This is a genomic window from Pseudomonas sp. B21-047, from assembly GCF_024748775.1.
GTDB classification, from domain to species: domain Bacteria; phylum Pseudomonadota; class Gammaproteobacteria; order Pseudomonadales; family Pseudomonadaceae; genus Aquipseudomonas; species Aquipseudomonas capeferrum.
Genome location: NZ_CP087169.1, coordinates 3,411,357 through 3,436,388, shown reverse-complemented (window position 1 = coordinate 3,436,388; position 25,032 = coordinate 3,411,357). Strand labels below are relative to the sequence as shown.

Annotated in this window: 22 protein-coding genes; 20 read left to right on the top strand and 2 right to left on the bottom strand. The window is 64.9% G+C overall.

Annotation, left to right across the window (positions count from 1 at the left end):
* Positions 1-98 precede the first annotated feature (98 nt).
* Positions 99-2,756, bottom strand: a complete 2,658-nt coding sequence (locus tag LOY26_RS15530; protein ID WP_258713772.1) for a LuxR C-terminal-related transcriptional regulator — start codon at positions 2,754-2,756, stop codon at positions 99-101.
* A gap of 564 nt (positions 2,757-3,320) precedes the next feature.
* Here LOY26_RS15530 and LOY26_RS15525 point away from each other — a divergent pair.
* From LOY26_RS15525 to LOY26_RS15480, 10 genes are all read left to right on the top strand, one after another.
* Positions 3,321-4,370, top strand: coding sequence for a phosphotransferase family protein (locus LOY26_RS15525; RefSeq protein WP_258713771.1), 1,050 nt, complete (start codon positions 3,321-3,323; stop codon positions 4,368-4,370).
* Positions 4,367-4,732, top strand: a complete 366-nt coding sequence (locus LOY26_RS15520) for a DUF6285 domain-containing protein (RefSeq protein WP_258713770.1) — start codon at positions 4,367-4,369, stop codon at positions 4,730-4,732. Before LOY26_RS15525 ends, LOY26_RS15520 begins: the two co-directional genes overlap by 4 nt.
* Positions 4,725-5,435, top strand: coding sequence for a histidine phosphatase family protein (locus LOY26_RS15515; protein ID WP_258713769.1), 711 nt, complete (start codon positions 4,725-4,727; stop codon positions 5,433-5,435). The genes LOY26_RS15520 and LOY26_RS15515 overlap by 8 nt, the downstream gene beginning before the upstream one ends.
* A gap of 21 nt (positions 5,436-5,456) precedes the next feature.
* Positions 5,457-6,659, top strand: coding sequence for an acyl-CoA dehydrogenase family protein (locus tag LOY26_RS15510; RefSeq protein WP_258713768.1), 1,203 nt, complete (start codon positions 5,457-5,459; stop codon positions 6,657-6,659).
* 181 nt (positions 6,660-6,840) lie between these two features.
* Positions 6,841-7,821, top strand: a complete 981-nt coding sequence (locus LOY26_RS15505) for a quinone oxidoreductase (RefSeq protein ID WP_033698552.1) — start codon at positions 6,841-6,843, stop codon at positions 7,819-7,821.
* Positions 7,822-7,833: 12 nt separating this feature from the next.
* Complete coding sequence (locus tag LOY26_RS15500) at positions 7,834-8,682, top strand: TauD/TfdA family dioxygenase (protein ID WP_258713767.1); 849 nt, start codon at positions 7,834-7,836, stop codon at positions 8,680-8,682.
* A 29-nt stretch (positions 8,683-8,711) separates the two neighbouring features.
* Complete coding sequence (locus LOY26_RS15495) at positions 8,712-9,764, top strand: 3-keto-5-aminohexanoate cleavage protein (protein ID WP_258713766.1); 1,053 nt, start codon at positions 8,712-8,714, stop codon at positions 9,762-9,764.
* Positions 9,765-9,921: 157 nt separating this feature from the next.
* The gene (locus LOY26_RS15490; RefSeq protein WP_258713765.1) at positions 9,922-11,256 is read left to right on the top strand and encodes an MFS transporter; all 1,335 of its coding nucleotides are present in this window, start codon (positions 9,922-9,924) and stop codon (positions 11,254-11,256) included.
* Entirely contained in the window at positions 11,253-11,921 is a 669-nt protein-coding gene (locus LOY26_RS15485) for a DsbA family oxidoreductase (protein ID WP_258713764.1), read from the top strand. Before LOY26_RS15490 ends, LOY26_RS15485 begins: the two co-directional genes overlap by 4 nt.
* Positions 11,918-12,244 (top strand): Rieske 2Fe-2S domain-containing protein, encoded by a 327-nt coding sequence (locus LOY26_RS15480; protein WP_033698544.1) that lies wholly within the window; start codon positions 11,918-11,920, stop codon positions 12,242-12,244. The genes LOY26_RS15485 and LOY26_RS15480 overlap by 4 nt, the downstream gene beginning before the upstream one ends.
* Positions 12,245-12,678: 434 nt before the next feature.
* Here the strand turns inward: LOY26_RS15480 and LOY26_RS15475 are convergent, their stop codons facing one another.
* Complete coding sequence (locus LOY26_RS15475) at positions 12,679-13,734, bottom strand: AraC family transcriptional regulator (RefSeq protein ID WP_033698543.1); 1,056 nt, start codon at positions 13,732-13,734, stop codon at positions 12,679-12,681.
* A 260-nt stretch (positions 13,735-13,994) separates the two neighbouring features.
* Between LOY26_RS15475 and LOY26_RS15470 the strand changes: the two genes are divergently transcribed.
* The 10 genes from LOY26_RS15470 (at position 13,995) to LOY26_RS15430 (ending at position 24,988) form a co-directional block, all read left to right on the top strand.
* A complete protein-coding gene (locus LOY26_RS15470) occupies positions 13,995-14,561 on the top strand; it encodes an alpha/beta hydrolase (RefSeq protein ID WP_258713763.1) in 567 nt (188 codons plus the stop codon).
* Positions 14,562-14,608: 47 nt separating this feature from the next.
* Positions 14,609-16,471 (top strand): DUF1302 domain-containing protein, encoded by a 1,863-nt coding sequence (locus tag LOY26_RS15465; protein WP_258713762.1) that lies wholly within the window; start codon positions 14,609-14,611, stop codon positions 16,469-16,471.
* A 32-nt stretch (positions 16,472-16,503) separates the two neighbouring features.
* On the top strand, positions 16,504-17,862 hold the full coding sequence (locus tag LOY26_RS15460; protein ID WP_258713761.1) for a DUF1329 domain-containing protein: 1,359 nt from the start codon (positions 16,504-16,506) through the stop codon (positions 17,860-17,862).
* Between the two features lie 65 nt (positions 17,863-17,927).
* Positions 17,928-19,007, top strand: coding sequence for a YCF48-related protein (locus tag LOY26_RS15455; RefSeq protein WP_258713760.1), 1,080 nt, complete (start codon positions 17,928-17,930; stop codon positions 19,005-19,007).
* Positions 19,008-19,036: 29 nt separating this feature from the next.
* On the top strand, positions 19,037-21,562 hold the full coding sequence (locus LOY26_RS15450; RefSeq protein WP_258713759.1) for an RND family transporter: 2,526 nt from the start codon (positions 19,037-19,039) through the stop codon (positions 21,560-21,562).
* Between the two features lie 45 nt (positions 21,563-21,607).
* Complete coding sequence (locus LOY26_RS15445) at positions 21,608-23,254, top strand: fatty acid--CoA ligase (protein WP_156311478.1); 1,647 nt, start codon at positions 21,608-21,610, stop codon at positions 23,252-23,254.
* A 139-nt stretch (positions 23,255-23,393) separates the two neighbouring features.
* Positions 23,394-23,498, top strand: a complete 105-nt coding sequence (locus LOY26_RS27065; RefSeq protein WP_408980737.1) for a LysR family transcriptional regulator — start codon at positions 23,394-23,396, stop codon at positions 23,496-23,498.
* A gap of 57 nt (positions 23,499-23,555) precedes the next feature.
* Complete coding sequence (locus tag LOY26_RS15440; protein WP_258713758.1) at positions 23,556-24,074, top strand: LysR substrate-binding domain-containing protein; 519 nt, start codon at positions 23,556-23,558, stop codon at positions 24,072-24,074.
* Complete coding sequence (locus tag LOY26_RS15435) at positions 24,020-24,364, top strand: M20/M25/M40 family metallo-hydrolase (protein ID WP_258713757.1); 345 nt, start codon at positions 24,020-24,022, stop codon at positions 24,362-24,364. The genes LOY26_RS15440 and LOY26_RS15435 overlap by 55 nt, the downstream gene beginning before the upstream one ends.
* Before the next feature lie 96 nt (positions 24,365-24,460).
* A complete protein-coding gene (locus tag LOY26_RS15430) occupies positions 24,461-24,988 on the top strand; it encodes an AAA family ATPase (RefSeq protein ID WP_047583374.1) in 528 nt (175 codons plus the stop codon).
* Positions 24,989-25,032: the final 44 nt, after the last annotated feature.

Below are 25,032 nucleotides of genomic sequence, written 5' to 3'. Positions count from 1 at the left end.
TGGCTGGTGGACTCGGCATGTTGTAGCAGGCAGGCCTGGGCGCCGCGTCCACCCCCCCGGTGGAATGGGGGGTGGAATCGGTGTTGCGCGGGGTGGAGTCAGTTCAGCAGTTGCAGTTCGCGTGCCGAGCACAAGGCGCTGTCGCGGTCGACCACGTCGAGTTTGCGGAACAGGTTGTTGATGTGGGTCTTGACCGTGCTCAGGCTGATGAACATCGCTTCGGCGATCTGCCCGTTGCTCTGCCCACGTGCCATGCGTTGCAGCACCTCCAGCTCACGGCGTGACAATGGCACGATCAACGCGCTGTCGGCGTGCTCTCGGCCGGCCAGCAACGGGCGGAACAGGCTGTTGAGGCGTTCGCGTGGCGGTGCCGGGGCGGCCAGGGCCAGGCGTTCGCGAACCTGCGGCAGCAGCAGTTGGCGCAAGGCTTCGAGGAAGGCGTCGCCCTCGTACTGCAACAGTTGCCCGAAACTGTGCTGACACGCCAGTTGCAATGCTTGTTCCAGGCTGTGCAGGGCGTCGTCGTGGGCGCTGCGGTCCTGGTGCAGGGCCGCGTCGAGCAACAGGGTGTCGAGCAACAGCCGGCGGTTCAGCTGGGCCTGGGCCTGAGCCTGCAGTGTTGCCAGGATCTGCCGCGCCTTGTCCCGCTGCCCCAGGTGGCGCTGCACCCAGGCATAGGCCAGCCACTCCTCCGGCAGCAGTTGCTGGTCATACTGGCGGTTGCACCAGTGCCACTGGTCGAGCCAGCCGGGCAGGTAGTCCGTGTCGTTGTCGCGCAGCGCCAGGCGCGCCAGCCAGGCCCCGGCCTGGCGATACAGGGTGAACAAGCGGTACTGCAGGGCCAGGCGCCGCACTTCGGCCCAGCGCGCCTTGGCCTGGCTGGTCTCGCCCAGCGCCCAGTGCAGGCAGGCCTGGTGGTGGAACACCCAGGGCAGCGCGGCGCTGTGCGGGAAACCCAGGGCCAGCACTTCGGCCTGGGCCAAGGCGTGGCGCGCCTGAGACAGCTGGTTGGCCTGAAGCAGCGCCAGCCCTTTACCCAAGTGCCGGAACAGTTCGTAGAAACGCCCCGAACTGCCGGCGGCGGGCAGTTCGGCCATGTTCTGCAGGCGCGCCCAGGCCGCTTCGCTGGCACCTTGGGCCAGCTCGATCTGGCCCAGCAGCAGTTGCAGCAAGTTGGTGTAGCCGCTCAGGCCGAAGCCCTGCAACTCGACCAGGGCACGGCTGGCTTCGGCGTGGGCCGGTTGCAGTTGACCCAGGGCCGCCAGGCAGTTGGCCCGGTCGAAATACAGCACCGAACGCGCCGCGTTGTGTTGCCCGAACTGCTGCAGTGCCCGCGCCGCAAGGGCCAGGCCGTGCGCCAGGTTGCCGCCCAGGTAGGCCAGGCGGCTGCGCAGGAACATCACCGTCTGCTGTACCCGCTCGGGGTGCCGCGGCACTGCCTGGCGACGCTGCAGGGTGTACAGCTGGCGAAGGCATTGGCACGCCTGGGCGATATCATTGGTGACCATCACCGTGGAGGCTTCGGTCACCGCCAGGGTGAAGCTGTCGTTGCCGGCATGGCCGGCCACTTCGTCGAGCACATCGACCAGGGTGTTGACCTTGCCCTCGCGCAACAGCTCGAAGCCATGCCGGTCGACGATGCCGAGCACGGCATCCAGGTCTCTGGCCCGGCCGAACTGGTAGATCGCCTCGGTGTAGCGCCGCTGCACCAGCAGCCAGTTTGCCGCCTGGCGATGGAGCAGGCGCAGGCGCTGCGGGTCGCGTTGTTCGAGGCGCTGGTAGAGGCTGTTGCGCAGGGCAGGGTGATAGCGGTATTCGGCGTGGCTGGCGTGCAGCACTTCGATGATCAGGTCCAGGCGCTGCAACTGGCGCAGCGCGGCCGCGACATCGGTGTCGGCGGCCAGTTCGCGGGCGAGGCCTGCATCGAACACCTGGGCCACGGCGGTGTGTTCGAGAAAGCTGCGTAGCGCCGTGGGCAAGTGGCGCAGGCGTTCTTCTTCAAGAAACTGCCGGGCATGGGCATAGGCCTGGCGGGTGATCGGGCGCAGGTCGGCGGGTGGCTGGCCGGTACTGTGCAGTGCCTCGCGGTAGGCCTCGAACCAGAACAGCACGCCACTGGGCCAGCCCTCGCTGCCAGCGCGCAGTTGGTACAGCGCATCGCTGCCCAGCCTGACGTTGCGGGCCAGTGCCAATTGCTGGGTCTCTTCGCTGTCCAGGGCCAGTTCACGGGCGCCCAGCAGCACCAGCCGACCGTTACGGCGCAGGTGGGCCAGCGGCAGTGGCGGTGGGCCTTCGCTGGCGGCAATCAGGCGCAGTGCCGCGGGCGGGTCGTGCAGCAGGGTGTCGAGGTAGTGCCAGGCCTGGGCGGCGTTGAGCAGGTGCAAGTCGTCGATCAGTAAGGTCACGGGTGCCTGGTGGGCTTCGAGGTCGGCCAGGATCTGGCTCCACAGCAGTTCGCCGTGGGGCGTGTCACGCGCTTGCGCGGGCAACTGCAGTGCTGCGTGCAGGTGCAGCAGCAGGGCCAGGGGCTGGTTCTCGGCACGGGTCAGGCGCAGCCAGGCGAAGGGGCCTGCCAGGCGGCGGGCGAACTGGCCAAGCAATGTGCTTTTGCCATAGCCCAAGGGCGCTTGCAGGAGGATGACAGCGCCGTCGTCCAGCGCACTGGTCAGCTGGTCGAGCAACCGTATGCGCAGTAGGCCCTTTGGGGGATCTACGGGCGGGCGCAGCTGGTTCGGTTTGAGCGCGGGAAGGTGCATGGCAAGCAGTGCTCCGTCGGGTCAGCCAGACATCCTAGCCGAGGGGGCGCTTGGTGCGGGGGGAATTTTGGTTATTGGTTGGGGGGGCGGGTGGGTGAGGGGGCCGCAAGGCGCTTGGCTCAGGTGTTGAGGTGGGGCGTAAATCGAGCGCCGCCCGCGCGGCGCATCGCGACGCAAGGCCGCTCCTACATTTGTTTCGGGCCAGTGAGGTCTGTGGCATTGGCGCGCGAACGCCTTGTTTGTACGACGCGATATTGAGACAGGCACCCAGGGGCCGCGCGCAAATGCCTCAGGAATAATTGGCCCGAAACAGATGTAGGAGCGGCCTTGCGTCGCGATGCGCCGCGCGGGCGCTCGATTTCATAGGCGCTGAAGATGTCGTGTCGAGCGTGCACCCCTGAACAACCGTTTCAAAAATGAAACCGCCCCGTTCAAACCTGCCCAGAACACCCCGCAAAACCATACCCAACCCATTGATAAACAAGACTTAACTAAATATCAAAAAACCTGGCAGTCATCTTGCTATTGCCCTGTTCACCTACGAACAAGCCAACCGGACCGCCTATGCCATCCCGTCACCACGCGCCGCAACCCAGCGCTCGCCTCGACATCGCCAGCGCCCATGAGCCACTGTCTACCTACCTGACTCAGCAATTCGACACCCCGCCAGTGCACATCACCCGCAGTGAACGATTGTCAGGCGGTGCCATCCAGGAAAACTGGCTACTCGAAGCCGATGTCGCCGGCAAGCCCCAGCGTTGGGTCCTGCGCACTGACGCGGTGTCCGCTGTGGCCGCCAGCCTGAGCCGCGCGCAAGAGTTCGCGGTGCTCAGCGCCGTTCACCAGGCCGGCGTCAAGGTGCCCAAGCCACTCTGGCTGTGCCAGGACGTGCAGGTGATCGGCCGCAGCTTCTTCATCATGCAGGCCCTCGACGGCAATGCCAGCGGCCACCGCCTCACCCACGACCACGCCGCGCCTGAGGGCAACTCGGCGCTATGCCGGCAGTTGGGCGCCAACCTCGCGCGCCTGCATCAGTTGCGTCCGCCGCAACCGGCGCTGGCGTTTCTGCCCGCTGCAGCGCCTGACGCGGTGCAGGCCAGCGTCGATCAGTACCGTAGCTTTCTGGATGCCTTGCCAGGTAGCCACCCGACACTGGAGTGGGGCTTGCGCTGGTGCGAGCTGAACAAGCCTGCGCCCTTGCCCGCGTGCCTGATCCACCGCGACTACCGCACCGGCAACTACCTGGTCGAGGCCGGCGCGTTGACCGGCGTGCTGGATTGGGAGTTCGCCGGCTGGGGTGACCCGCGTGAAGACCTGGGCTGGTTCACCGCACGTTGCTGGCGGTTCGGCCGGCCGGACCTGGAGGCCGGCGGCGTCGGCCGCCTGGATGACCTGCTCGCCGGGTACCGCAGCGTGTCGGCGCTGGAACTGGACCGCCAGGCGCTGCGCTTTTGGCAAGTCATGGCCCACCTGCGCTGGGCAGTGATCGCCCTGCAGCAGGCGCAACGCCACGTGTCGGGCCAGCAACGTTCGCTGGAGCTGGCGTTGACCGGGCGGATGGTCAGTGAACTGGAACAGGAAATCATCTTGCTCACCCGTGGAGGCCACGCATGAACCAGCCCGATGCCCATGACCTGCTTGTGACCGCGCGCGAAGCCCTGCTCACGCACTTGCTGCCGGCGTTGCCGAAAGGGTTGCACTACGAAGGGCGGATGGTCGCCAGCGCCATGCTGATTGCCAGCCGCGAACTGGCGCAGGCAGCGGACTGTACCGAGGTCGAGCGCCAGGCCCTGGAGGCCTTGCTGGCACAGGGCGGCCAGGCAGTGACCGAGCTTGAGCAGGCCCGCGAGTGGCTAGCGCGGAACATTCGCCAAGGGGCCTACGATCAGCTCGCTACGCGCTTGCTGGAGGCACTGCGGGCAATCAACCGGGCGCAGTTGAGCATCAGCAACCCCAAGGTGCTGGCCCATGACTGAATTGCCCGTACAGCGTCGCCGCTGCTATCTGGTTCGGCATGGCCATGTCGATTACTTCGACGCCGACGGCCGCCCACTCGACCCGCGCACTGTACCGTTGTCGGCGCAAGGCGTGGCCCAGTCCCGGGCGTTGGGCCGTGTGCTGGCGCACACTCGGTTCGACCGTGCGGTGTGTTCGGACTACCCGCGCACCCGCCAGACCCTCGTCCAACTGCTGGGCCACCGCGCCCTGGAGGTGGAACAGCGCGCCGCCTTGCGCGAGGTGCGGGCCGGCCGCCTGCGGGAAATCCCCCTGGATTGCCTGTACCGCGAAGTGGCCCAGGCCTACCAAATGGCCGACCACCGCGGCGCTGCCTTTCTGCGCGGTGAACCCTGGGCGGCGTTCCAGCAACGGGTGCTGGACAGCTTTCAGCAATTGCTGGCCGAGCCCGGCTGGGCATCGCTGCTGCTGGTCAGCCACGACGCCGTCAACCGCATCCTGCTGGCCTGGGCCAGCGGTGCCGGGCTGGGCGGGCTTGCCGCTTTCGAACAAGACCCTGCCTGCCTGAACATCGTCGATATCGACATGGCGGGTGCGCAGGTAACCCACGCGTGCATACGCACCCTCAACTACACCCCCTACGACCCCGGCAAGGCATCGATCGACAAGACCGTCATGGAGCAGTTGCATGCCGCCATCGACCCGCGTCGCCTGCACGCCTGAGCCTCTACAAGGAACCCCACCATGCATTTTGCCCTGCCAGCCGAACAGCTCGCCCTGCAAGCCAAAGTCCGGCACTTCATTGCCGAATCGGTACTGCCGATGGAGCATGACCCCCGCCAGACAGCCCATGGTCCATCGCCTGAGCTGCGCCAGACGCTGCTCGACAGGGCCCGTGAACACGGCCTGCTGACCCCGCATGCCTCGCGTGAAATGGGCGGCCTGGGTCTGAGCCATATCGAGAAGGCGATCATTTTCGAAGAGGCGGGCTATTCGCCACTGGGGCCCGTCGCCCTGAACATCCACGCGCCCGACGAAGGCAATATCCACCTGTTGGAACACGTGGCCACGCCGGCGCAGAAAGACCGCTGGCTGCGGCCACTGGTGCAGGGCCACATCCGCTCGTGCTTCGCCATGACCGAGCCGAGCCCAGGTGCCGGCTCCGATCCCTCGATGCTGACCACCCAGGCAGTGCGTGACGGTGACGACTACGTCATCAATGGCCAGAAGTGGTTCATCACCGGTGCCGAAGGCGCGCAGCTGGCGATCATCATGGCGCGCATGGAGGACGGTAGCGCGTCCATGTTCCTGACCGACACCGACCGCCCGGGCTTTATCCTGGAACGCATGATGGGCTCGCTGGACAGCTGCTTTGCCGGCGGCCATGCGGTGTTGCGCTTCGACAACCTGCGGGTGCCGGCCAGCGATGTGCTGGGCGAGGTGGGCAAAGGTTTCCGTTACGCCCAGGTGCGCCTGGCGCCGGCCCGCCTGACCCACTGCATGCGCTGGTTGGGCCAGGCCCGCCGCGCCCATGACGAGGCCTGCCACTATGCCAACCGGCGAATGTCGTTCGGCAAGCCGCTGGGCGAGCATCAGGGCGTGGGCTTCATGCTCGCCGACAACGAAATCGACCTGCATACCACGCGCCTGGCTATCTGGCATTGCGCCTGGGTACTGGACCAGGGCGAGCGTGGCAATTTCGAGTCGAGCATGGCCAAGGTGCTCAGCTCCGAGGCCATCTGGCGGGTGATCGACCGCTGCGTGCAGGTGCTGGGCGGGCAGGGCGTCACGGGCGAATCGATTGTCGAGCGGATCTTCCGTGATGCCCGTAGCTTCCGCATCTATGACGGCCCCAACGAAGTGCACCGAATGAGCCTGGCGAAGAAGATCCTCGCCCGTGCCGCCACGGGGGGCGGGCAATGTGTGCCCGCGAAAACAGCTACATGACCGGCCAGGCCATCGCCGTCGATGGTGCCCTTTCAGCGCTCTGAGCGCTTGTGCCATGCGCGCTGTCATCAACTGAAAAACCGTTGTCGTCCGATGATAAGCGCCGCTTGGCGCAACGGCCTAAATTGCCCTTCAACACGCGGTTTATCGGTTAACAAGAACGACAAGAAAGGAGATTGGCATGGCCAAAGCGGTACGTTTCTACGAAACCGGAGGGCCTGAGGTCCTGCGCTACGAAGACGTCGAAGTCGGCGAGCCGGGCCCTGGGCAGGTGCGCCTGCGCCACGTGGCGGTCGGCCTTAACTACGCCGACACTTATTTTCGCAACGGCACCTACCCGATCCCGCTGGCCAATGGCATGGGCGTGGAAGCGTCGGGTGTGGTGCAGTCGGTGGGCGAGGGCGTCAGCCATGTGGCTGTTGGCGACCGGGTGACCTACACCGGCTTTATCAACACCCTCGGCGCCTACAGCACCGAACGCCTGATTCCCGCAGCAGCACTGATCAAACTGCCGGAAACCCTGTCCTTCGAGACCGCCGCCGCCATGACCATGCGCGGCCTGACGGCGTCGTACCTGATGCGCCGCCTGTACGACTTCAAGCCGGGTGACAGCATCCTGCTGCACGCTGCGGCGGGCGGCGTCGGCCTGATCGTTTCGCAGTGGGCCAAACTGCTGGGCCTGACCGTGATCGGCACGGTGTCCACCGACGCCAAGGCCCAGGTGGCACGCGCCCATGGTTGCGACCACACCATCAACTACAGCCACGAGGATGTGGCCAGCCGCGTGCGTGAGCTGACCGACGGGGTGGGCGTCAACGTGGTCTTCGACAGCGTTGGCCGCAACACCTTCATGGGCTCGCTGGACTCGCTCAAGCGCCGCGGCCTGATGGTCTGCGTGGGCACTGCGTCCGGCCCCATCGAACCGTTCGACCCGCAGATCCTGGCGATCAAGGGGTCGCTGTTCATGACCCGACCGGCCCTGGCCGACTATATCGCCGAGCCGGCGGAAAAAGCCCGCCTGGCCAGCGAGCTGTTCGACCATGTCAGCAGTGGCCGCATCCGCATCGAGATCAACCAGCACTACGCCCTGCAGGATGCGGTGCAGGCCCACCGTGACCTGGAGTCACGCAAGACCACGGGTTCGTCGATCTTCGTCATCTGAGGGGGCACTGCCATGCAAGTCGAACAACTGACCTGCGCCATCGGTGCCGAACTGGTGGGCGTCAGGCTGGCCGATGCCATTCATGATGACGGCCTGTTCGCCGAGATCCGCGCCCAACTGCTCAGGCACCGGGTGCTGTTCTTGCGTGACCAGGCCATCAGCCGCGCCGAGCATGTGGCCTTTGCCCGCCGCTTCGGCGAGCTGGAAGACCACCCGGTCGCCGGCAGCGACCCGGAGCACCCCGGCCTGGTGCAGATCTACAAGCGCCCCGATCAGCCGGCCGACCGCTATGAGAATGCCTGGCACACCGACGCCACCTGGCGCGAAGCGCCGCCGATGGGCTGCGTGCTGCGCTGCGTCGAATGCCCACCGGTAGGCGGCGACACCATGTGGGCGAACATGGTGCTGGCCTACGACAACCTGCCGGCCGAGATCAAGGCCAGGGTCGAAGGGCTGCGCGCCCGGCACAGCATCGAGGCCAGCTTTGGTGCGGCCATGCCGCTGGACAAGCGCCTTGCGCTCAAGGCGCGTTACCCCGACGCCGAGCACCCGGTGGTGCGCATCCACCCGGAAACCGGCGAGAAGGTGCTGTTCGTCAATGCCTTCGCCACCCATTTCAGCAATTACCACACCCCCGAACGTGTGCGTTTCGGCCAGGACGCCAACCCCGGTGCCGCCGACCTGCTGCGCTACCTGGTGAGCCAGGTGTACATCCCCGAGTATCAGGTGCGCTGGCGCTGGACACCCAACAGCATCGCCATCTGGGACAACCGTAGCACCCAGCATTACGCCGTCATGGACTACCCGGCCTGCCATCGCAAGATGGAGCGTGCCGGGATCATGGGCGACAGCACCTTCTGAACAGACAAGAACAAGACTGAGGATCAGACATGCAATTCTTCGACGACTCGCTGCACCCGGAAAACATGGAAAAGGTAGTCATCACCGTGGCGCCCTATGGCCCCGAGTGGATGCCGGATGATTTCCCGCAGGACATCCCGGTCACCATGGATGAGCAGGTGCAAAAGGCAGTCGACTGCTATGAAGCGGGCGCCACGGTGCTCCACCTGCACGTTCGCGAACTCGATGGCACCGGCTCCAAGCGCCTGTCCAAGTTCAACGAACTGATCGCTGGGGTCCGCGAAGCGGTACCGGACATGATCATCCAGGTGGGTGGCTCGATTTCCTTTGCGCCCGAAGGCGAAGGTGAAGCGGCCAAGTGGCTGAGCGACGACACCCGGCACATGCTGGCCGAGCTGACCCCCAAGCCGGACCAGGTGACGGTGGCGATCAACACCACCCAGATGAACATCATGGAGCTGCTGTACCCGGAGTACCTGGAAGGCACATCGCTGGCCAGCCCCGGGATCCAGGCCGCCTACAGTGAAATGACCGTGCCTGCGGGGCCGGCCTGGGTCGAAGAGCACTTGCGCCGCCTGCAGGCGAGCAACATCCAGCCGCACTTCCAGCTGACCGGCATGCATGCCCTGGAAACCCTCGAGCGCCTGGTGCGCAAGGGCGTTTACAAAGGCCCGCTGAACCTGACCTGGATCGGCATTGGTGGCGGCTTTGACGGCCCCAACCCGTTCAACTTCTTCAATTTCGTGCACCGGGCGCCGGACGGTTGCACCCTGACTGCGGAGTCGTTGCTCAAGAATGTGCTGCCGTTCAACACCATGGCCCTGGCCATGGGCCTGCACCCGCGCTGTGGCATCGAAGACACCATCATCGACCAGCACGGCAAGCCGTTCACCTCGGTGCAGCAGATTCAGCAGACCGTGCGCGTGGCGCACGAACTGGGGCGTGAGGTGGCCAGCGGCAAGGAAGCGCGCGCCATCTACCGCATCGGCGAGCAGTACGCGACCGTCGAGCAAACCTTGCTGGCCAACGGCATGGCGCCGAACCGCCGGCCAGGGCAGAAGGGCGTGCCACAGCGCGCGTGATGAATGAGCAGGGGCTTGTGGGAGCCGCTTGAGCAAGGCAGTTGCTCCCACATGTTTTTGCAGGGCCCATAGCGCGCTGTTGTTCTTCCAGTAGTACCTGATCGGCTGTTACCCATAACAACAAAAACAACCCAAGCCAGATACCCGAGGAGGCAGCATGGCCACCTACCACGCCAGTGCGTCAGAACCCGGCACTGATACATCACTGGGCATCCCCCGGCGCTACGCCTGGATCGTCTTTGCCCTGACCTTCGGTTTGTTGATCTCCGACTACATGTCGCGGCAAGTGCTGAATGCCGTGTTCCCGCTGCTGAAGCAGGAGTGGCAGCTCAGCGACAGCCAGCTCGGCCTGCTCAGTGGTATCGTCGCCTTGATGGTCGGCCTGCTGACCTTTCCGCTGTCCTTGCTCGCCGACCGCATCGGCCGGATCAAGAGTCTGACCTTCATGGCGGTGATGTGGAGCCTGGCCACGCTGGGCTGCGCTGTCGCCGAGAACTACCAGCAGATGTTCATCGCGCGCTTTCTGGTCGGTGTTGGCGAGGCCGCTTACGGCAGCGTCGGCATCGCCGTGGTGGTGGCGGTGTTCCCGCGCGAGATGCGCGCCACCCTGGCCGGCTCGTTCATGGCCGGGGGCATGTTCGGCTCGGTGCTGGGCATGGCGTTGGGCGGCGTGATGGCCCAGCACCTGGGCTGGCGCTGGGCGTTTGCCGGCATGGCGTTCTTTGGCCTGGCCCTGGCGGTGCTCTACCCGTTGATCGTGCGTGAGGCGCGCATTGCCCCGAGGGGCCTGGCCGATGCCGCCGACAAGGCTGCGCTGAAGGCATTGCGGCCGTTGCGCACGCTGTATTCCAGCCGTTCGGTCATCAGCGCCTACGTGGGCAGCGGCTTGCAGCTGTTCGTCGGCGGCACGGTGATCGTCTGGTTCCCCAGTTACCTGAACCGTTACTACGCCATGAGCACCGACCAGGCCGGCGCGGTGGCGGCGCTCATCGTGCTGTGCAGTGGGGTGGGCATCGTGCTGTGCGGCATGCTGTGCGACCGCATGGGGCGCAACCGCCCTGATCGCAAGATCAGCCTGGCCATCGCCTATTGCCTGGGCAGTTGCGTGCTGCTGTCGGTGGCCTTCGCCTTGCCGGCGGGCATGCCGCAACTGGTGCTCATCTGCCTGGGCATGATGATAGCCGCCGGCACCAATGGCCCGTCCAGCGCCATGGTCGCCAACCTGACCCACTACACGGTGCATGGCACTGCCTTCGCCACCCTGACCTTGAGCAACAACTTGCTCGGCCTGGCCACCGGCCCGTTGATCACCGGCAAGGTGTCCGACCTGATCGGCTTGCAGGCCGCCTTTGAACTGGTGCCGTTGATCAGCATCGCCGCCGCGGCGGTGTTCTTCTACGCCAAGCGCCACTACCACCGTGACATGGCGCGCCTGGCCCTGGGCGAAAGCATGCCAGCGCCTGTCGAGCCTGTACTGGAGGCCCGAACGTGAACCCTTCATTGTCGATTGATGTGTACGTCGATTTCATCTGCCCGTGGTGCCTGATCGGCAAGCGGCAATTGCAGCGTGCGCTGGCGCAGTTGCGCGAAGCGCGGCCCGAGGTCGTGATCAACCTGGCTTGGCAGGGCGTGCAGTTGTTGCCCGACATGCCTGTGGCCGGCCAGCCGTTCGCCGCGTTCTACCAGCGCCGCCTGGGCAGTGACGAGGCGGTGCGCCAACGCCAGGCCCAGGTACAGGAGGCCGCCAGTGCGGTAGGTGAACAGCTCGATTTCAGCCGCATTGCGCGCATGCCCAACACAGCAGACGCTCATCGCTTGCTGTTGCATGCCGCCGAGCTGGGCAGCGAGCAGCAGCTCGAAGCGCTGCTGGAGCGGCTGTTTGCAGCGTATTTCCGGCTGGGCGAAGACCTGGGCGACCGCGCCACGCTGTTGCGTATTGCCGAGCAGTGCGGTTTTGCGCCTGCCGCGATGGCCGGCAGCCTGCGCGGCGATGGCCGGCCGTTTGCCAGTGCCAGCGCGAACATCGCCAGCCGGGGTGTGCCGTGTTTCGTGTTCGACGATCATCTGCCCGTGTTCGGTGCGCAGCCGCCAGAGGCGTTGCTCGACGCCATGCAGCTGGCGCTGTCGCGTTCGGCAGCAGCGGGGGCCGACGCATGACGCAGCGTATCGAGGTGCCGGCCCAGCGCGTGCCCACTGTCGGCGGGCGCGCGTTGTTCGAGCATGCAGGCAAAAGCCTGGCGCTGTTCAATATCGCCGGGCGCTTGTTGGCCATTGACGACAATTGCCCGCACCAAGGGTCGTCGCTGTGCGCCGGCCAGCTGGACGGTGGCGTTATCCAGTGCCGGGCCCATGGCCTGCGCTTCGACCTGGCCAGCGGCTACCTGCTCAATTCCACGGCGCTCAAGGTGGCCAGCTACCCCGTGGAGGTGGAGGGTGATCGGGTGTTCATCGTGATGGCCTGCCAGGAGACCCTGTCATGAACAGCCTGGCGCTTGCCCAGGCGACGGAGGCCAGGATGGCCTCGGCTTTTTTAGGTTTCTTCACGGAATGTTGGGGAAGTGGGGCTGGTTTGTGCTTGTCGGGAGATAGGATGATGGCGGCTAGGTGCCTGTCTTGGGTTTGGAGGTGGGGCGGAGATCGAGCGCCGCCCGCGCGGCGCATCGCGACGCAAGGCCGCTCCTACATCTGTTTCGGGCCAGTTATGCCTGTGACATAAGCGCGCGACCGCCTTGTTTGTTCGACGCAACATTGAGGCGGGCACCAAGGGGCCGCGCGCAAATGCCTCAGGAATAATTGGCCCGAAACAGATGTAGGAGCGGCCTTGCGTCGCGATGCGCCGCGCGGGCGGCGCTCGATCTGATAGGCGCTGAAAATGCCAAGCCAGGCACCTGGTGGCCCCAAATACACCAGGCGCTCAACGCGTGGTGACAGGCCCTTGCGCGGCGCTGCGGGCGCGTTTGTGCGGCGTGTGCAGGTCATGCTGCACACGCCAGGTGGCCGGTGGTTGGCCGAACTGGTTGATGAACCAGCGGGTGAATGAACTGTGCATGGAATAGCCAAGCATGTCGGCGATACGCCCCAGTGAATAGCCGGGGCTTTCCAGGTAGCGCAGCACCAGGTCGCGGCGCACGCTGTTGACCAGCTCGCTGAAGGTGGCGCCATCTTCTTCCAGACGGCGCTGCAAGGTGCGCACGTTCATGCCCTGGGTCTGGGCGATGTGCTCGATGGTGGCGCGGCCCATCGGCATCAGCAGAAAGATCGATTTGCGCACCTCGTGCACCAGCGAAGGGTTGCCGTCATCCTGCAGGGCACACACGTAGCGTTGGGCCAGGCGCGCCATGGCTTCGTTAGCCTGTGGGTTGGTCGTGTCCAGGTCGGCGGCGGAACAGACGATGCCGTTGAAGTCGCTGTTGAACTCCAGCTTGCAGCCGAAGATGCGGCGGTGGATGGCCAGGTCGGCGGGGGCAGCGTGAGTGAAATTGGCGCTGACCGGGTGCCAGTGCGCGCCCAGCAACGCCGAGCAGAAGCGGTGCATGACACCGATGGCCAGCTCGATGGCCTGGCGGCTGTGCATGGGCTGCTCGGTGATGACTTCCTGGCGAATGATCACCGTCTTGCCGGTTTCTTCGACGTGAATCGCCAGGGCATTGTTGAGCACATGGCGATATTGCACGATCACCTGCAGCGCATCGCGCAGCGAATGCTGGTGGCTGATCAGCAGGCTGACTTCACCAAAATCCGACAACTGGCGCAGTTCGGCCATGCGCAGGCCGAAGGCTTCGCAGCCGCTCAGGCGCGCCGACTCTTCGAGCACGTTGATCGCAGCAGCGACTGGAATGCGCTGGTCGGGGGCTTCGAGCAATGAAGCGCTGAGGCCAGCCTGGGCCAGCAGCCCATGGCCATTGAGGCCCAGATGGCGGGAGACTTCCAGGTAATTGGTCAGCGAAGCAGCACGGGCGAGCACGGTCATATTTGTTGTTTTCCACGTGTTCTTGATGGGCGTCCCGCTGCGCTGGCGGGTAGTCACTTATAGCGTTTGTGTCATCGGATGCAAAGCCATTTTCAGACCGCTGGTCCCACTCACCAAGGGCGTGCGGGCCGCCATGCCAACTGTGTCATCAACTGAAAAATGGCTGACGCGCAATGTAAAGCGTGTGCCGGAACGACGCTTTACTCTGGCCCTCAAGCAGTCGGCAATCGACCGAGTGATCCAGAGCAAAGGGCCCTGACATGGAAAAACTGCAAACCGCCGCTACCGTGCTGATCGTTCCCGGTCTGCGCGACCATGTGGCAGAACATTGGCAAACCCTGTTGCAGGCTCGCCTGGCCAAGGTGCGTGCCGTGCCGCCGCTGACAACCGACGGGCTCAGTTGCACGGCGCGGGTCGAGGCGATCGAGCGTGAACTGGCCGCAATCGATGGCCCGGTGATCCTGGTCGCGCACAGTGCCGGTGTGCTGATGGTGGTGCACTGGGCCGCACGTTATCAGCGCCCGATCAAGGGCGCCTTGCTCGCCGCCCCCCCTGACCTGCAAAGCGACTGGCCGCAAGGCTACCCCAGCCCTGACAGCCTGCGCGCCCACGGCTGGGCGCCGCTGCCGGGCGGCCCGCTGCCTTTCCCAAGCCTGCTGGCGGCCAGCAGCAATGACCACCTGGCCAGCCCCGCCGCAGTGGCCGGCATGGCCGCGCAGTGGGGCAGCGAGCTGCTCGAGCTCGGTGCCGTCGGCCACCTCAACCCTGCCTCGGGCTACGGCCCATGGCCCCACGCCGAGGCCCTGATCCGGCAACTCGATTACTAGGGCGCATCTATCACCCAAGCAGAGACTCACCCAAGCAGAGACATCGCATGAACAACAATAAGAACGTTCTCTTCTGCCTTCCCCGCCGTAACCTCATGGCCACGCTGCTGATCGCCGGTGCACCCGCTGCCCAGGCATTCCAGCTGGACATCGCCGACCCCGACTGGAGCGTGCGCTTCGACAACACCGCCAAGCTGAGCTACGGCCAGCGGGTCGAAGGCGAAAACGCCAAGGTCGCCCGCACCTCCAATCTCAATGACGGCGACAAGAATTTCAGTGTGGGTAGCGCGGTTACCCAGCGCCTGGACCTGCTCACCGAGCTGGATATCGTCTATCAGGGCAGCATGGGCATGCGCGTCAGCGCCGCCAGCTGGTACGACCATGCCTATGACGACGTCGGCTCGAACAGCAACCCGTTCCCCGGCCAGCAGGGCAATGCCGGCAACCTGGTGCTGGCGCGCCCGGCCGCAGGCTTGCCGGCGGGCACCGTGCTGGCCGGCGGCCCGGCGCGTCATCATGGCCTGAGCCGTTACAGCGACCGTTACTACAATGGGCCGTCCGGCGAGTTTCTCGATGCCTTCGTCTTCTACAACACCGAGATCGGCGACGAGTCGATGTTGAGTGGCAAGCTTGGCTGGCACTCGGTGTACTGGGGCGAGACATTGTTCAACGCCGCCAACGGCATCAACTATGGCCAGTCGGCACTGGACCTGGCCAAGCTGTACAACGTGCCGGGCACCGAAACCAAAGAGCTGTTCCTGCCGCGCAAGCAGCTGTCGTTGAGCTTCACGGTCAACCCCGAGCTGACGCTGGCGGCGCAGTACTTCCTCGAGTTCGACAACTCGCGCCTGCCCGAAGGCGGTACCTACATGGGCGCCTACGACATGCTCGGCGAGGGTGGCGATATCTTCTGGCTGCCGGTGCCCAATGCCGTTGGCGGGGCCGGTGCGTTCTACGGTGCGCCCCGCGGGCATGACATCCGGCCACGCAACGCGGGCGACTTCGGCCTGATGGCCAAGTGGAGCCCGGAATGGCTCGACGGCACCCTGGGCTTCTACTACCGCAACACCTCCGACCCGACCCCGGCCGTGCTGATCAATGCGCCCAACCTGCACACCGGCAGCCTGGACGGTACCAGCTATATGGCGGCCTACGCCGACGACATCGATATCTACGGCATCAGCCTGGCGAAGAACGTCGGGCCGGTGAGTGTCGGGCTGGACGTCAACTACCGCGAGAACATGCCGCTGATCAGCAACTTCACCACCATCAACGGGCCGCTGTACCAGGCCTTGGCGGGCACGGCGGGCGGCACCAACCTGATCGGCGAGGTGCCGGGCAACGGCGAGACCGGCCTGGCCCGCGGCAAGACCTTGCATGTGGTGCTCAACGGCCTGGTCACGTTCGGTGCCACGCCACTGTGGGACGCCTCGTCGCTGGCGGTGGAGGGCGCCATGACCCACCTGGTCAGCGTCGACAAGGGTGAGCAGACCTTCAAGGGTGATTCCAGCTACGAGGGTGTCGACAAGGTCACCACCAACGCCTACACCCTGGCGGTCAACTTCACGCCGACCTGGTTCCAGGCGCTGCCTGGGGTCGATATCTCCATGCCGCTGTCCTACAACGTCGGCCTCAAGGGCAACTCTGCCGTGCAACTGGGCGGCAACGAGGATTCGGGCAGCTACTCGGTGGGCATCGCCGCCGATGTCTACCAGAAGTACAAGTTCGACCTGAAGTATGTCGACTCCTTCGGCAAGTTCGATACCTGCGAAACCGGTACCGACAACAACACCCCAGGCACCAACGGGCGCTACCAGTGCATCCCCGGCCAGATTACCTCGCAGGCAGGCCTGGCGCCGTTGTTGAAGGACCGCGGCATGGTCACCGCGTCGTTCAAGACCACCTTCTGAAACGCCACTACAACAACAAGCGGAGAAACGCGATGAAGCATCTCAACAGCCTGCTGTGCGCCTCGCTGGCGGTCATCTTCGCCGGGCATGCCCACGCGGGCGCACCGGCCCAGGACATCGCCCGGCTGGGCAAGGACCTGACCGTGGTGGGGGCCGACCAGGCGGGCAACGCCGACGGCTCCATCCCGCCCTACGAGGGCGGCCTGAACACCCCGCCTGCCGGTTTCAAGCAAGGCGATACCCTGCGGCCTGACCCCTATACGGCGGAAAAGCCACTGCTGGTGATCGATGGCAAGAACGTCGACCAGTACCAGGGCTCGCTGACCGCCACCACGGTGGAGCTGGCCAAGCGCTTCCCCACCTTCCGCATCGAGGTCTACCCAAGCCACCGTACGGCGGCATTGCCCAAGGCGCTGCTGGACAACACCCTGAAAAATGCCGCCAACGCCAAGTCGCTGCAGGATGGCCTGGCCATCGAGAATGTGTTGCCTGGCGTGCCGTTCCCCATCCCGCAGTCGGGCGCCGAAGCCATGTGGAACCACCTGCTGCGCTACCAGGGCGTAGCGCAGAAGGCCAAGTACGATTCGTGGAACGTCGACGCAGCCGGTGTGGCAGCCCTGGCCACCACGGGCCTGGCCTACAACGCCTACCCGATCTACGAGGACCTGAACAAGGTCATCGGAGCCAAGGACATCTATTTCCAGACCAAGCTGTACTTCGAAGGCCCGGCACGCCGTGCCGGTGAGTCGATGATGCTCAAGGATGCCGCCAACCCACTGGTACAGGAACGCCGTGCCTGGCAGTACCTGCCGGGCCAGCGCCGGGTGAAGTTGGCACCGAACCTGGCTTACGACACGCCAAACCCCGGTACGGCCGGCTCCGGTACCTTCGATGATGTGTATGTGTTCAACGGTGCGCTGGACCGCTATGACTGGCACCTGGTGGGCAAGCGCGAAATGTACGTGCCGTACAACACCTACCGGTTGACCTACATTCACGACCCGAAAAGCCTCACCACACCCAACCACCTGGCGCCAGACCAGGTGCGCTGGGAGAAGCACCGGGTCTGGGTGGTCGAGGGCACTCTCAAGGGCAATGCCCGGCACATCTATGCCAAACGCCGCTTCTACCTGGACGAGGACAGCTGGTTCGCCCTGGCGTCCGACCAGTACGACGCCCGAGGCCAGTTGTATCGCGGCTCCTACAGCTTCTTCACACAGAGCTACGACGTGCAGATCCCCAACAACAACCCGCATGTGGTCTACGACCTGGTCGGCGGCAGCTACAACATCAACGGCCTGATCGGCCCGCACGGTGGTATCGAGTACATCAGCCCTCTGTCCAAGGCGCAGTGGTCGCCCGAAGCCCTCGCCGGCGCCGGTATTCGCTGACCCCCGACGATCAACCTGCCGGCTGCGCCAGAAGGGCAGCCGGCAGAGTCTGCAGAGGATGTGGCATGGCTTGTTCAAGAAAATGGGCGCCGTGGGCGCTGGCGTTGGCCATGGCTGTGGCTGGCGTTCAAGGCCCGGCGCGGGCGGCTGGGTATGTCGATGTGCTGGACTTGCCGGCCAAGCCGAGCGCGCAGGCGGTGCTCAGCCCCCTGCGCGATGTGACGCGGGCGGGGGATCGGCTGGTGGCGGTGGGGCCGCGTGGGCACATCGTGTATTCCGACAACCAGGGCCAGGACTGGCACCAGGCCAGTGTGCCGGTCAGTGCCGACCTCAACGCCCTGGTCTTTGCGAACGCGCGCGAAGGCTGGGCGGTGGGCAACGATGGCGTGGTCCTGCACAGCCGCGACGGGGGGGCGAGCTGGGCCCGGCAGCTTGACGGCCGGCAGATCGGCACGCTGGTCGAGGCGCATTACCAGGCCTTGGCCAAGGCGCATCCGGACGATCCCCAATGGCCGGCATTTGCCGCCGAAGGCCGGCGGCTGGTGGAGGAGGGCGCCGACAAACCCTTGCTTGGCGTGTGGTTCGTTGACGCCCGGCACGGGTACGTAGTGGGCGTGTTCAACCTGATCCTGCGCACCGACGACGGCGGCAACAGCTGGGTGCCGATGCAGGACCGCACCGACAACCCGCAAGGCCTGCACCTCAATGCCATCCATGCAATCGGTGATGAGCTGTACGTGGCCGGTGAACAGGGCTTGCTGCTCAAGTGGCAGGCTGGACAACAGCGTTTCGTCAGCTTGCCCAGCCCCTACCAGGGGACCTGGTTCGGGGTGCTCGGCAAACCCGGCGAAGTGCTTGCGTATGGCCTGCGTGGCCATGTGGCGCGCAGCAGTGACGGCGGGCAGAGCTGGGCCCGGGTGAACACGGGGGTTACGCAAAGCATCACGGCTGCCAGCATCGACAGCAACGGCGACTACTGGTTGTTCAGCCAGGCCGGCCAGGTACTGCGCAGCCGCGACGGCGGCCTGAGTTTTGCCGTGCAGCCCCAGGTGCCGCCGGCGCCGGTGACCGCTGCGGTGCAGGCCCGCAGCAACGGCACCGTACTGGTGGGTGAACGCGGTGTACGCGTGCTGCCGGCCCGATAACAACCCTGAGCATTCGAAGAGAACTCGTGATGGCCAACATCAAGCAAGACACCCTGCCGGTGATCCGCGACCTGAAGGATTTCGATCCCCGCTCCGGCAACCTGCTGGAGCGCATGGTCTTCAACTACCGCCCGCTGTTCATGCTGTTCATGGTGCTGGTCACGGGGGTATTGGGCTACCTGGCGCTGACCCGCCTGGAGTTGCGGCCCAGTTTCGAGAAAATGATCCCGCAGAGCCAACCCTACATCCAGAACTACCTGGACAACCGCAAATCGCTGCGCGGCCTGGGTAACTCGGTGCGGGTGGTGGTGGAGAACACCCAGGGCGACATTTTCGACCCTGAGTACCTGAATGTGCTCAAGCAGATCAACGACGAGCTGTTTCTCGCCCAGGGCGTGGACCGCGCCTGGATGAAGTCGTTGTGGAGCCCCGGTGTGCGCTGGACCGAAGTCACCGAGGAGGGCTTTCAGGGCGGCACGGTGATGCCCGACGACTACCAGGGCAAGCCGGCCGACATCGAACAGCTGCGGCAGAACATCAACCGTGCCGGCATCGTCGGCAGCCTGGTGGCGACCGACTTCAAGTCGAGCATGCTGGTGGTGCCGCTGCTCGACCACGACCTGGCCACCGGCCGCGGCATCGACTACCGGCAGTTCTCGCAGATGCTCGAACAGCAACTGCGCGACAAGTACGAGTACGCCGGCGACAGCAAGGCGCGCAGGGCAGGCGAGGAGGGCCACGGCAAGTACAAGGTGCGGGTCATCGGTTTTGCCAAGCTGATGGGCGACCTGAGCGACGGGCTGGTCCAGGTGATGATGTTCTTCGCCTTGGCGGTGGGCACTTCGCTGCTGATCATCTACCTGTATACCCGCTGTGTGCGCAGTACCTTGCTGGTGGTGTGCTGTTCGCTGGCGGCGGTGGTGTGGCAACTGGGTATCGTCGGCTGGCTGGGGTATGCCATCGACCCTTATTCGATCCTGGTGCCGTTTCTGATCTTCGCCATCGGCGTCTCTCATGCGGCGCAGAAGATGAACGGCATCATGCAGGACATCGGCCGCGGCACGCACAGGCAAGTAGCCGCGCGCTATACCTTTCGGCGCCTGTTCGTGGCCGGGGTCACCGCGCTGCTGGCCGACGCCGTGGGCTTTGCCGTGCTGATGCTGATCGACATCCCGGTGATCAAGGACCTGGCGATCACCGCGAGCATTGGGGTTGCGGTACTGATCTTCACCTCGTTGCTGTTGATACCGGTGGCGCTGTCGTATGTCGGCGTGGGCCGCAAGGCCGCCGAGCGTGCTCTGCGCATCGACCGCCGCGCCGTCGAGCACCGCGGCTTTGGCAAGCTGTGGGATGCGCTCGACCGCTTCACCACGCGCAAGTGGGCGACCGGCGCGGTGCTGGTGGCCGTACTGATGGGCGCAGTTGGTTTCTGGGCAAGCCTGCAACTGAAGATCGGTGACCTCGACAGCGGTGCGCCGGAGCTGCGCGCCGACTCGCGCTACAACCGCGACAACGCCTACATCACCCGCCACTACGCACTGTCCAGCGACCTGTTTGCGGTGATGATCAAGACCCCACCGGAAGGCTGCCTGAGCTACCAGACGCTGATGCTCGCCGACCGCCTGGCCTGGGAGCTGCAGCAGTACCCGGGCGTGCAGACCACCGTTTCGTTGGTCAACGCCGTGCGCCAGATCACCGCAGGCTCGTTCGAGGGCAACCCGAAGATGAGCAGCCTGCAGCGCAACCAGGACATGCTCAACTATGCCGCCCAACAAGCGTCGGTCAACGCCCCGGAGCTGTTCAACAACGACTGTTCGCTGATGCCGGTGATCGCCTACCTCAAGGACCACAAGGCCCAGACCCTCGACGATGTGGTGGCTATCGCCGACCGCTTTGCCCGCGAAAACAGCACCCCAGAGCGCCAGTTCATGCTTGCGGCCGGTAGCGCCGGCATCGAGGCGGCAACCAATATCGTGGTCCGTGACGCCAACCGCACCATGCTGCTGTTCGTCTACCTGGCGGTCACGCTGTTTTGCCTGATCACCTTCCGCAGCTGGCGGGCGACCTTGGTGGCGCTGTTGCCGCTGGTGCTGACCTCGGTGCTGTGCGAGGCCTTGATGGTGGCGATGGGCATTGGCGTGAAAGTGGCCACGTTGCCGGTCATCGCCCTGGGTGTCGGGATTGGCGTGGACTACGCCTTGTACCTGCTCAGCGTGCAGTTGCACTACCAGCGCCAGGGCCGCTCGTTGGGCGAGGCCTACCAGAACGCCGTGGCCTTCACAGGCCGGGTGGTCGGCCTGGTCGGCATCACGCTGGCGGCGGGCGTGGTCGGTTGGGCCTGGTCGCCGATCAAGTTCCAGGCCGACATGGGCATCCTGCTGACCTTCATGTTCCTGTGGAACATGCTGGGTGCCCTGGTGCTGATCCCGGCGTTGTCGTACTTCCTGCTGCCGGACAAGCGCTTTGTTGCCGCCGAGCCCGAGACGTGTGCTGCGCCGACGCCACCTGACGAGCGCGTGTGCCAACCCCAGGCGCCCACGCGGATGAGCGCGTGAGTGCCTTTTAGTCGAACCGAACACGAACAACTGGAAGCTACCTACATGGCCAAGACAAAAATAATGCCGCCGGCAGCCGGTGCCTATGCCTACCCCCTGCTGATCAAACGCCTGCTGATGTCAGGGGTCCGCCACCAGCCGGAACAGCAGATCGTCTACGCCGACAAGCTGCGCTACACCTACCGCGACCTCGACCAGCGGGTCCGGCGCCTGGCCAATGCGCTGCGTGCGGCCGGGGTGCAGGCCGGGGATACCGTGGCGCTACTGGATTGGGACAGCCACCGCTCGCTCGAGTGTTTTTTTGCCGTGCCGATGCTGGGTGCGGTGTTGCACACGGTGAACGTGCGCCTGTCCCCCGAGCAGGTTGCCTACACCATGAACCACGCCGAAGACGAAGTGGTGCTGGTGCATGACGACTTCGTGCCGCTGCTGGAGCAGATTCACGGTCAGCTGGGGACCGTGCGCGGCTACGTGCAGCTTACGGACGCGCAGGCGCCGGCCACTTCGTTGCCCGTGCTGGGCGAGTACGAAGCGCTGCTGGCCGCCGCCAGCCCTGAAGCCGAGTTCGACGACTTCGACGAGCACTCGGTGGCGACGCTGTTCTACACCACCGGCACCACGGGCAACCCCAAAGGGGTGTACTTCTCCCACCGCCAGCTGGTGCTGCACACCCTCAACGAACTGGGCACCTTCGCCGCCTACGATGGCCAGCCACTGTTACGGTCCAGCGACGTGTACATGCCCATCACGCCGATGTTCCATGTGCACGCATGGGGCGTGCCTTACGTGGCCACGATGCTGGGGGTCAAGCAGGTGTACCCCGGGCGCTACGAGCCGAACACCCTGGTGCGGTTGTACCGCGACGAAGGGGTGACATTCTCCCACTGCGTGCCGACCCTGTTGCAGATGATGCTGGACTGCGAGCAAGGCCAGCACACCGATTTCAGCCGCTGGAAGATCCTGCTCGGTGGCAGCGCGTTGACCCACGGCCTGGCCCGCCAGGCCAGCGAGCGTGGCATGTTGATCTACAGTGGCTACGGGATGTCCGAGACCTGCCCGCTGCTGACCCTGACCCACTTGCGCGAAGCCGACCTGGCCTTGCCCATGGCCGAGCAGGTCACGCAGCGGATCAGAACCGGCGCCCCCGTGGCGATGGTCGACCTGCGCATCATCGATGCCCAGGGTTACGCCATGCCCCACGACGGTGAGTCGCTGGGTGAAATCGTGGTGCGCTCACCCTGGTTGACCCAGGGCTACCTGCACGAGCCGCTCAAAGGCGCCGAACTGTGGCAGGACGGCTGGCTGCACACCGGTGACATGGGCTCGATCGACCGCCACGGGGTGTTGGAGATCAAGGACCGGATCAAGGACGTGATCAAGACCGGCGGGGAGTGGATCAGCTCGTTGACCCTGGAAAACCTGATCAGCCAGCATGCGGCGGTCAGCGCCGTGGCGGTGGTCGGCATCCCTGACGAGCAGTGGGGCGAGCGGCCTATCGCCCTGGTGGTGCGTGCATCAGGCGGCAGCCTTGACCAGCCGATGCTCGAGGCGCACCTGAAGCAGTTCGTCGACTGCGGGCAGATCAACAAGTGGGCGATTCCGCGGCAGGTGCATTTCGTTGCCGACATCCCCAAGACCAGCATTGGCAAGATCAACAAGAAGCTGATTCGCGAGATGCACATGGGGGCATGAGCGCCGTCGGCGTATCCGCAAGCCTCTGTAGCAATGTTGCAAAGCCCGTTATGATGCGTGCCATGCGAACCCGTGATTTCCTTAGCTGTGATGACCTGTTCACGGGCACGTCCTGCATTGGCCTAAGAGTACCTGCACAGTGAATATCAGGCGGATCGAGTGCTTTCTTGCAGTGGTCGATCTAGGCACCGTGACCGCGGCCTCCCATAAACTGCACCTGGCTCAGCCCGCGTTGAGCCGTTAGATCCAGACCCTGGAGCAGGAGCTGGGCCTGCAGCTGTTCGGGCACCATCGCAACCGCTTGGCCCTGACTGCTGCGGGCCATACCCTCGTGCCGCTGGCGCGGCAGTTGGTGGAGAAGGCGCGCAGTATCAGCATTGCCGCGCAAAGCTTGGCCAGCGGCCAACTGCGCGACCTGCGCATCGCCGCCACGCCTGCCACCATCAGTGAGTTGATCGCGCCCTTCATCACCACGCTGGGCAAGGACGACCCGATGATCCTGACCGTGGATGCGCCTCATGCCGAACTGCTTGAGCGCTTTCATCAAGGCATGGACATGGTGGTTACACCCAGCGCCCTCGACAGCGACTTGCGTAGCCTTTATCTGGGGCGGGTGCCATTGCGGGCCTATGTCTGCGCAGAGCACCCATGGGCGCTCGAAGGGCGCAGCGAGATAGCCTTGGCCGAGCTGCTGCAACACGACTTGCTGCTGCTCGGCAGCCAGAACATCAGCCGCTGCGCGAAATCAGTGAAGGCATTTGCCGAATGCATGGCGCCACGTGCCGGTTCGAGTACAGCCACGAGTTTGCGCCGACCGTAAACTGGGCGAACAATACCGACATTGCCATTGCAGCTGCACGCAATGTGGTGGGTGACAAGGCCATAGACCCAGAGGTGTCACCCATGATGATTTCCGAAGACTTCGGCGCATTCATCCAGACGGTGCCAGGCAACTTCGTGTTCATTGGCAACGGCGCAGAGGGGCAGGACGGAGCGACGCCCCTGCACAATGCCGGCTATGACTTCAACGACGAAATACTGATGACCGGTGCGCGGTACTTTGCCGAGTTGGTGAGGGTCAGTCTTCCTGGAGTACACGTGAAAGAGTAAGAAAGTGTAATTCGGCGCCTTTGATCGCATTCTGGTCTTGGGTTGATTGGCCAAAACCCGCACAATTGCCGGCTTTTTTCGCCACAGGAAGCCGCCATGCAACGGATTGTGATTCTGGGAAATGCCGGCAGCGGCAAGTCGACCCTTGCCCGCGCCCTGGGCAAGCGCCTCGGCCTGCCGGTGGTTCACCTGGACACCTTGTTCTGGGAGGCCGGCTGGGTCGAGCCTGACGCCGAGCAGTTCCGCACCCGGGTCGGCGAGGCGATTGCGGGGCAGGCCTGGGTGTGTGAAGGCAACTATGCCCGGCGCACCTTCGACCTGCGCCTGCCCCGTGCGGACCTGGTCATCTGGCTCGATACGCCTCGGCTGACCTGCTTCAAGCGGGTGATCGTACGCAGCGTGATGAACCGGCCCCGGCCTGACCTGCCCGCGGGGTGTACAGAGAAGCTCGACCGGGCGTTCCTGACGTTCCTGAATTTCGTGTGGCAGTTCGACCGTGGCTACCGCCCAGGTATCGATGCACTGCGCCAGGCGATCGGGCCCGATGTTGCTACCGTGCACTTGCGCGGCAGCCGGCAGATCGCTGCATTTCTAGCCAGCTTGCCCGCAGCCGGCGGGCAGTAGCGCCCGCGAGGCGGCGGTCACGACGATGGCGAGGTTTAAACGGC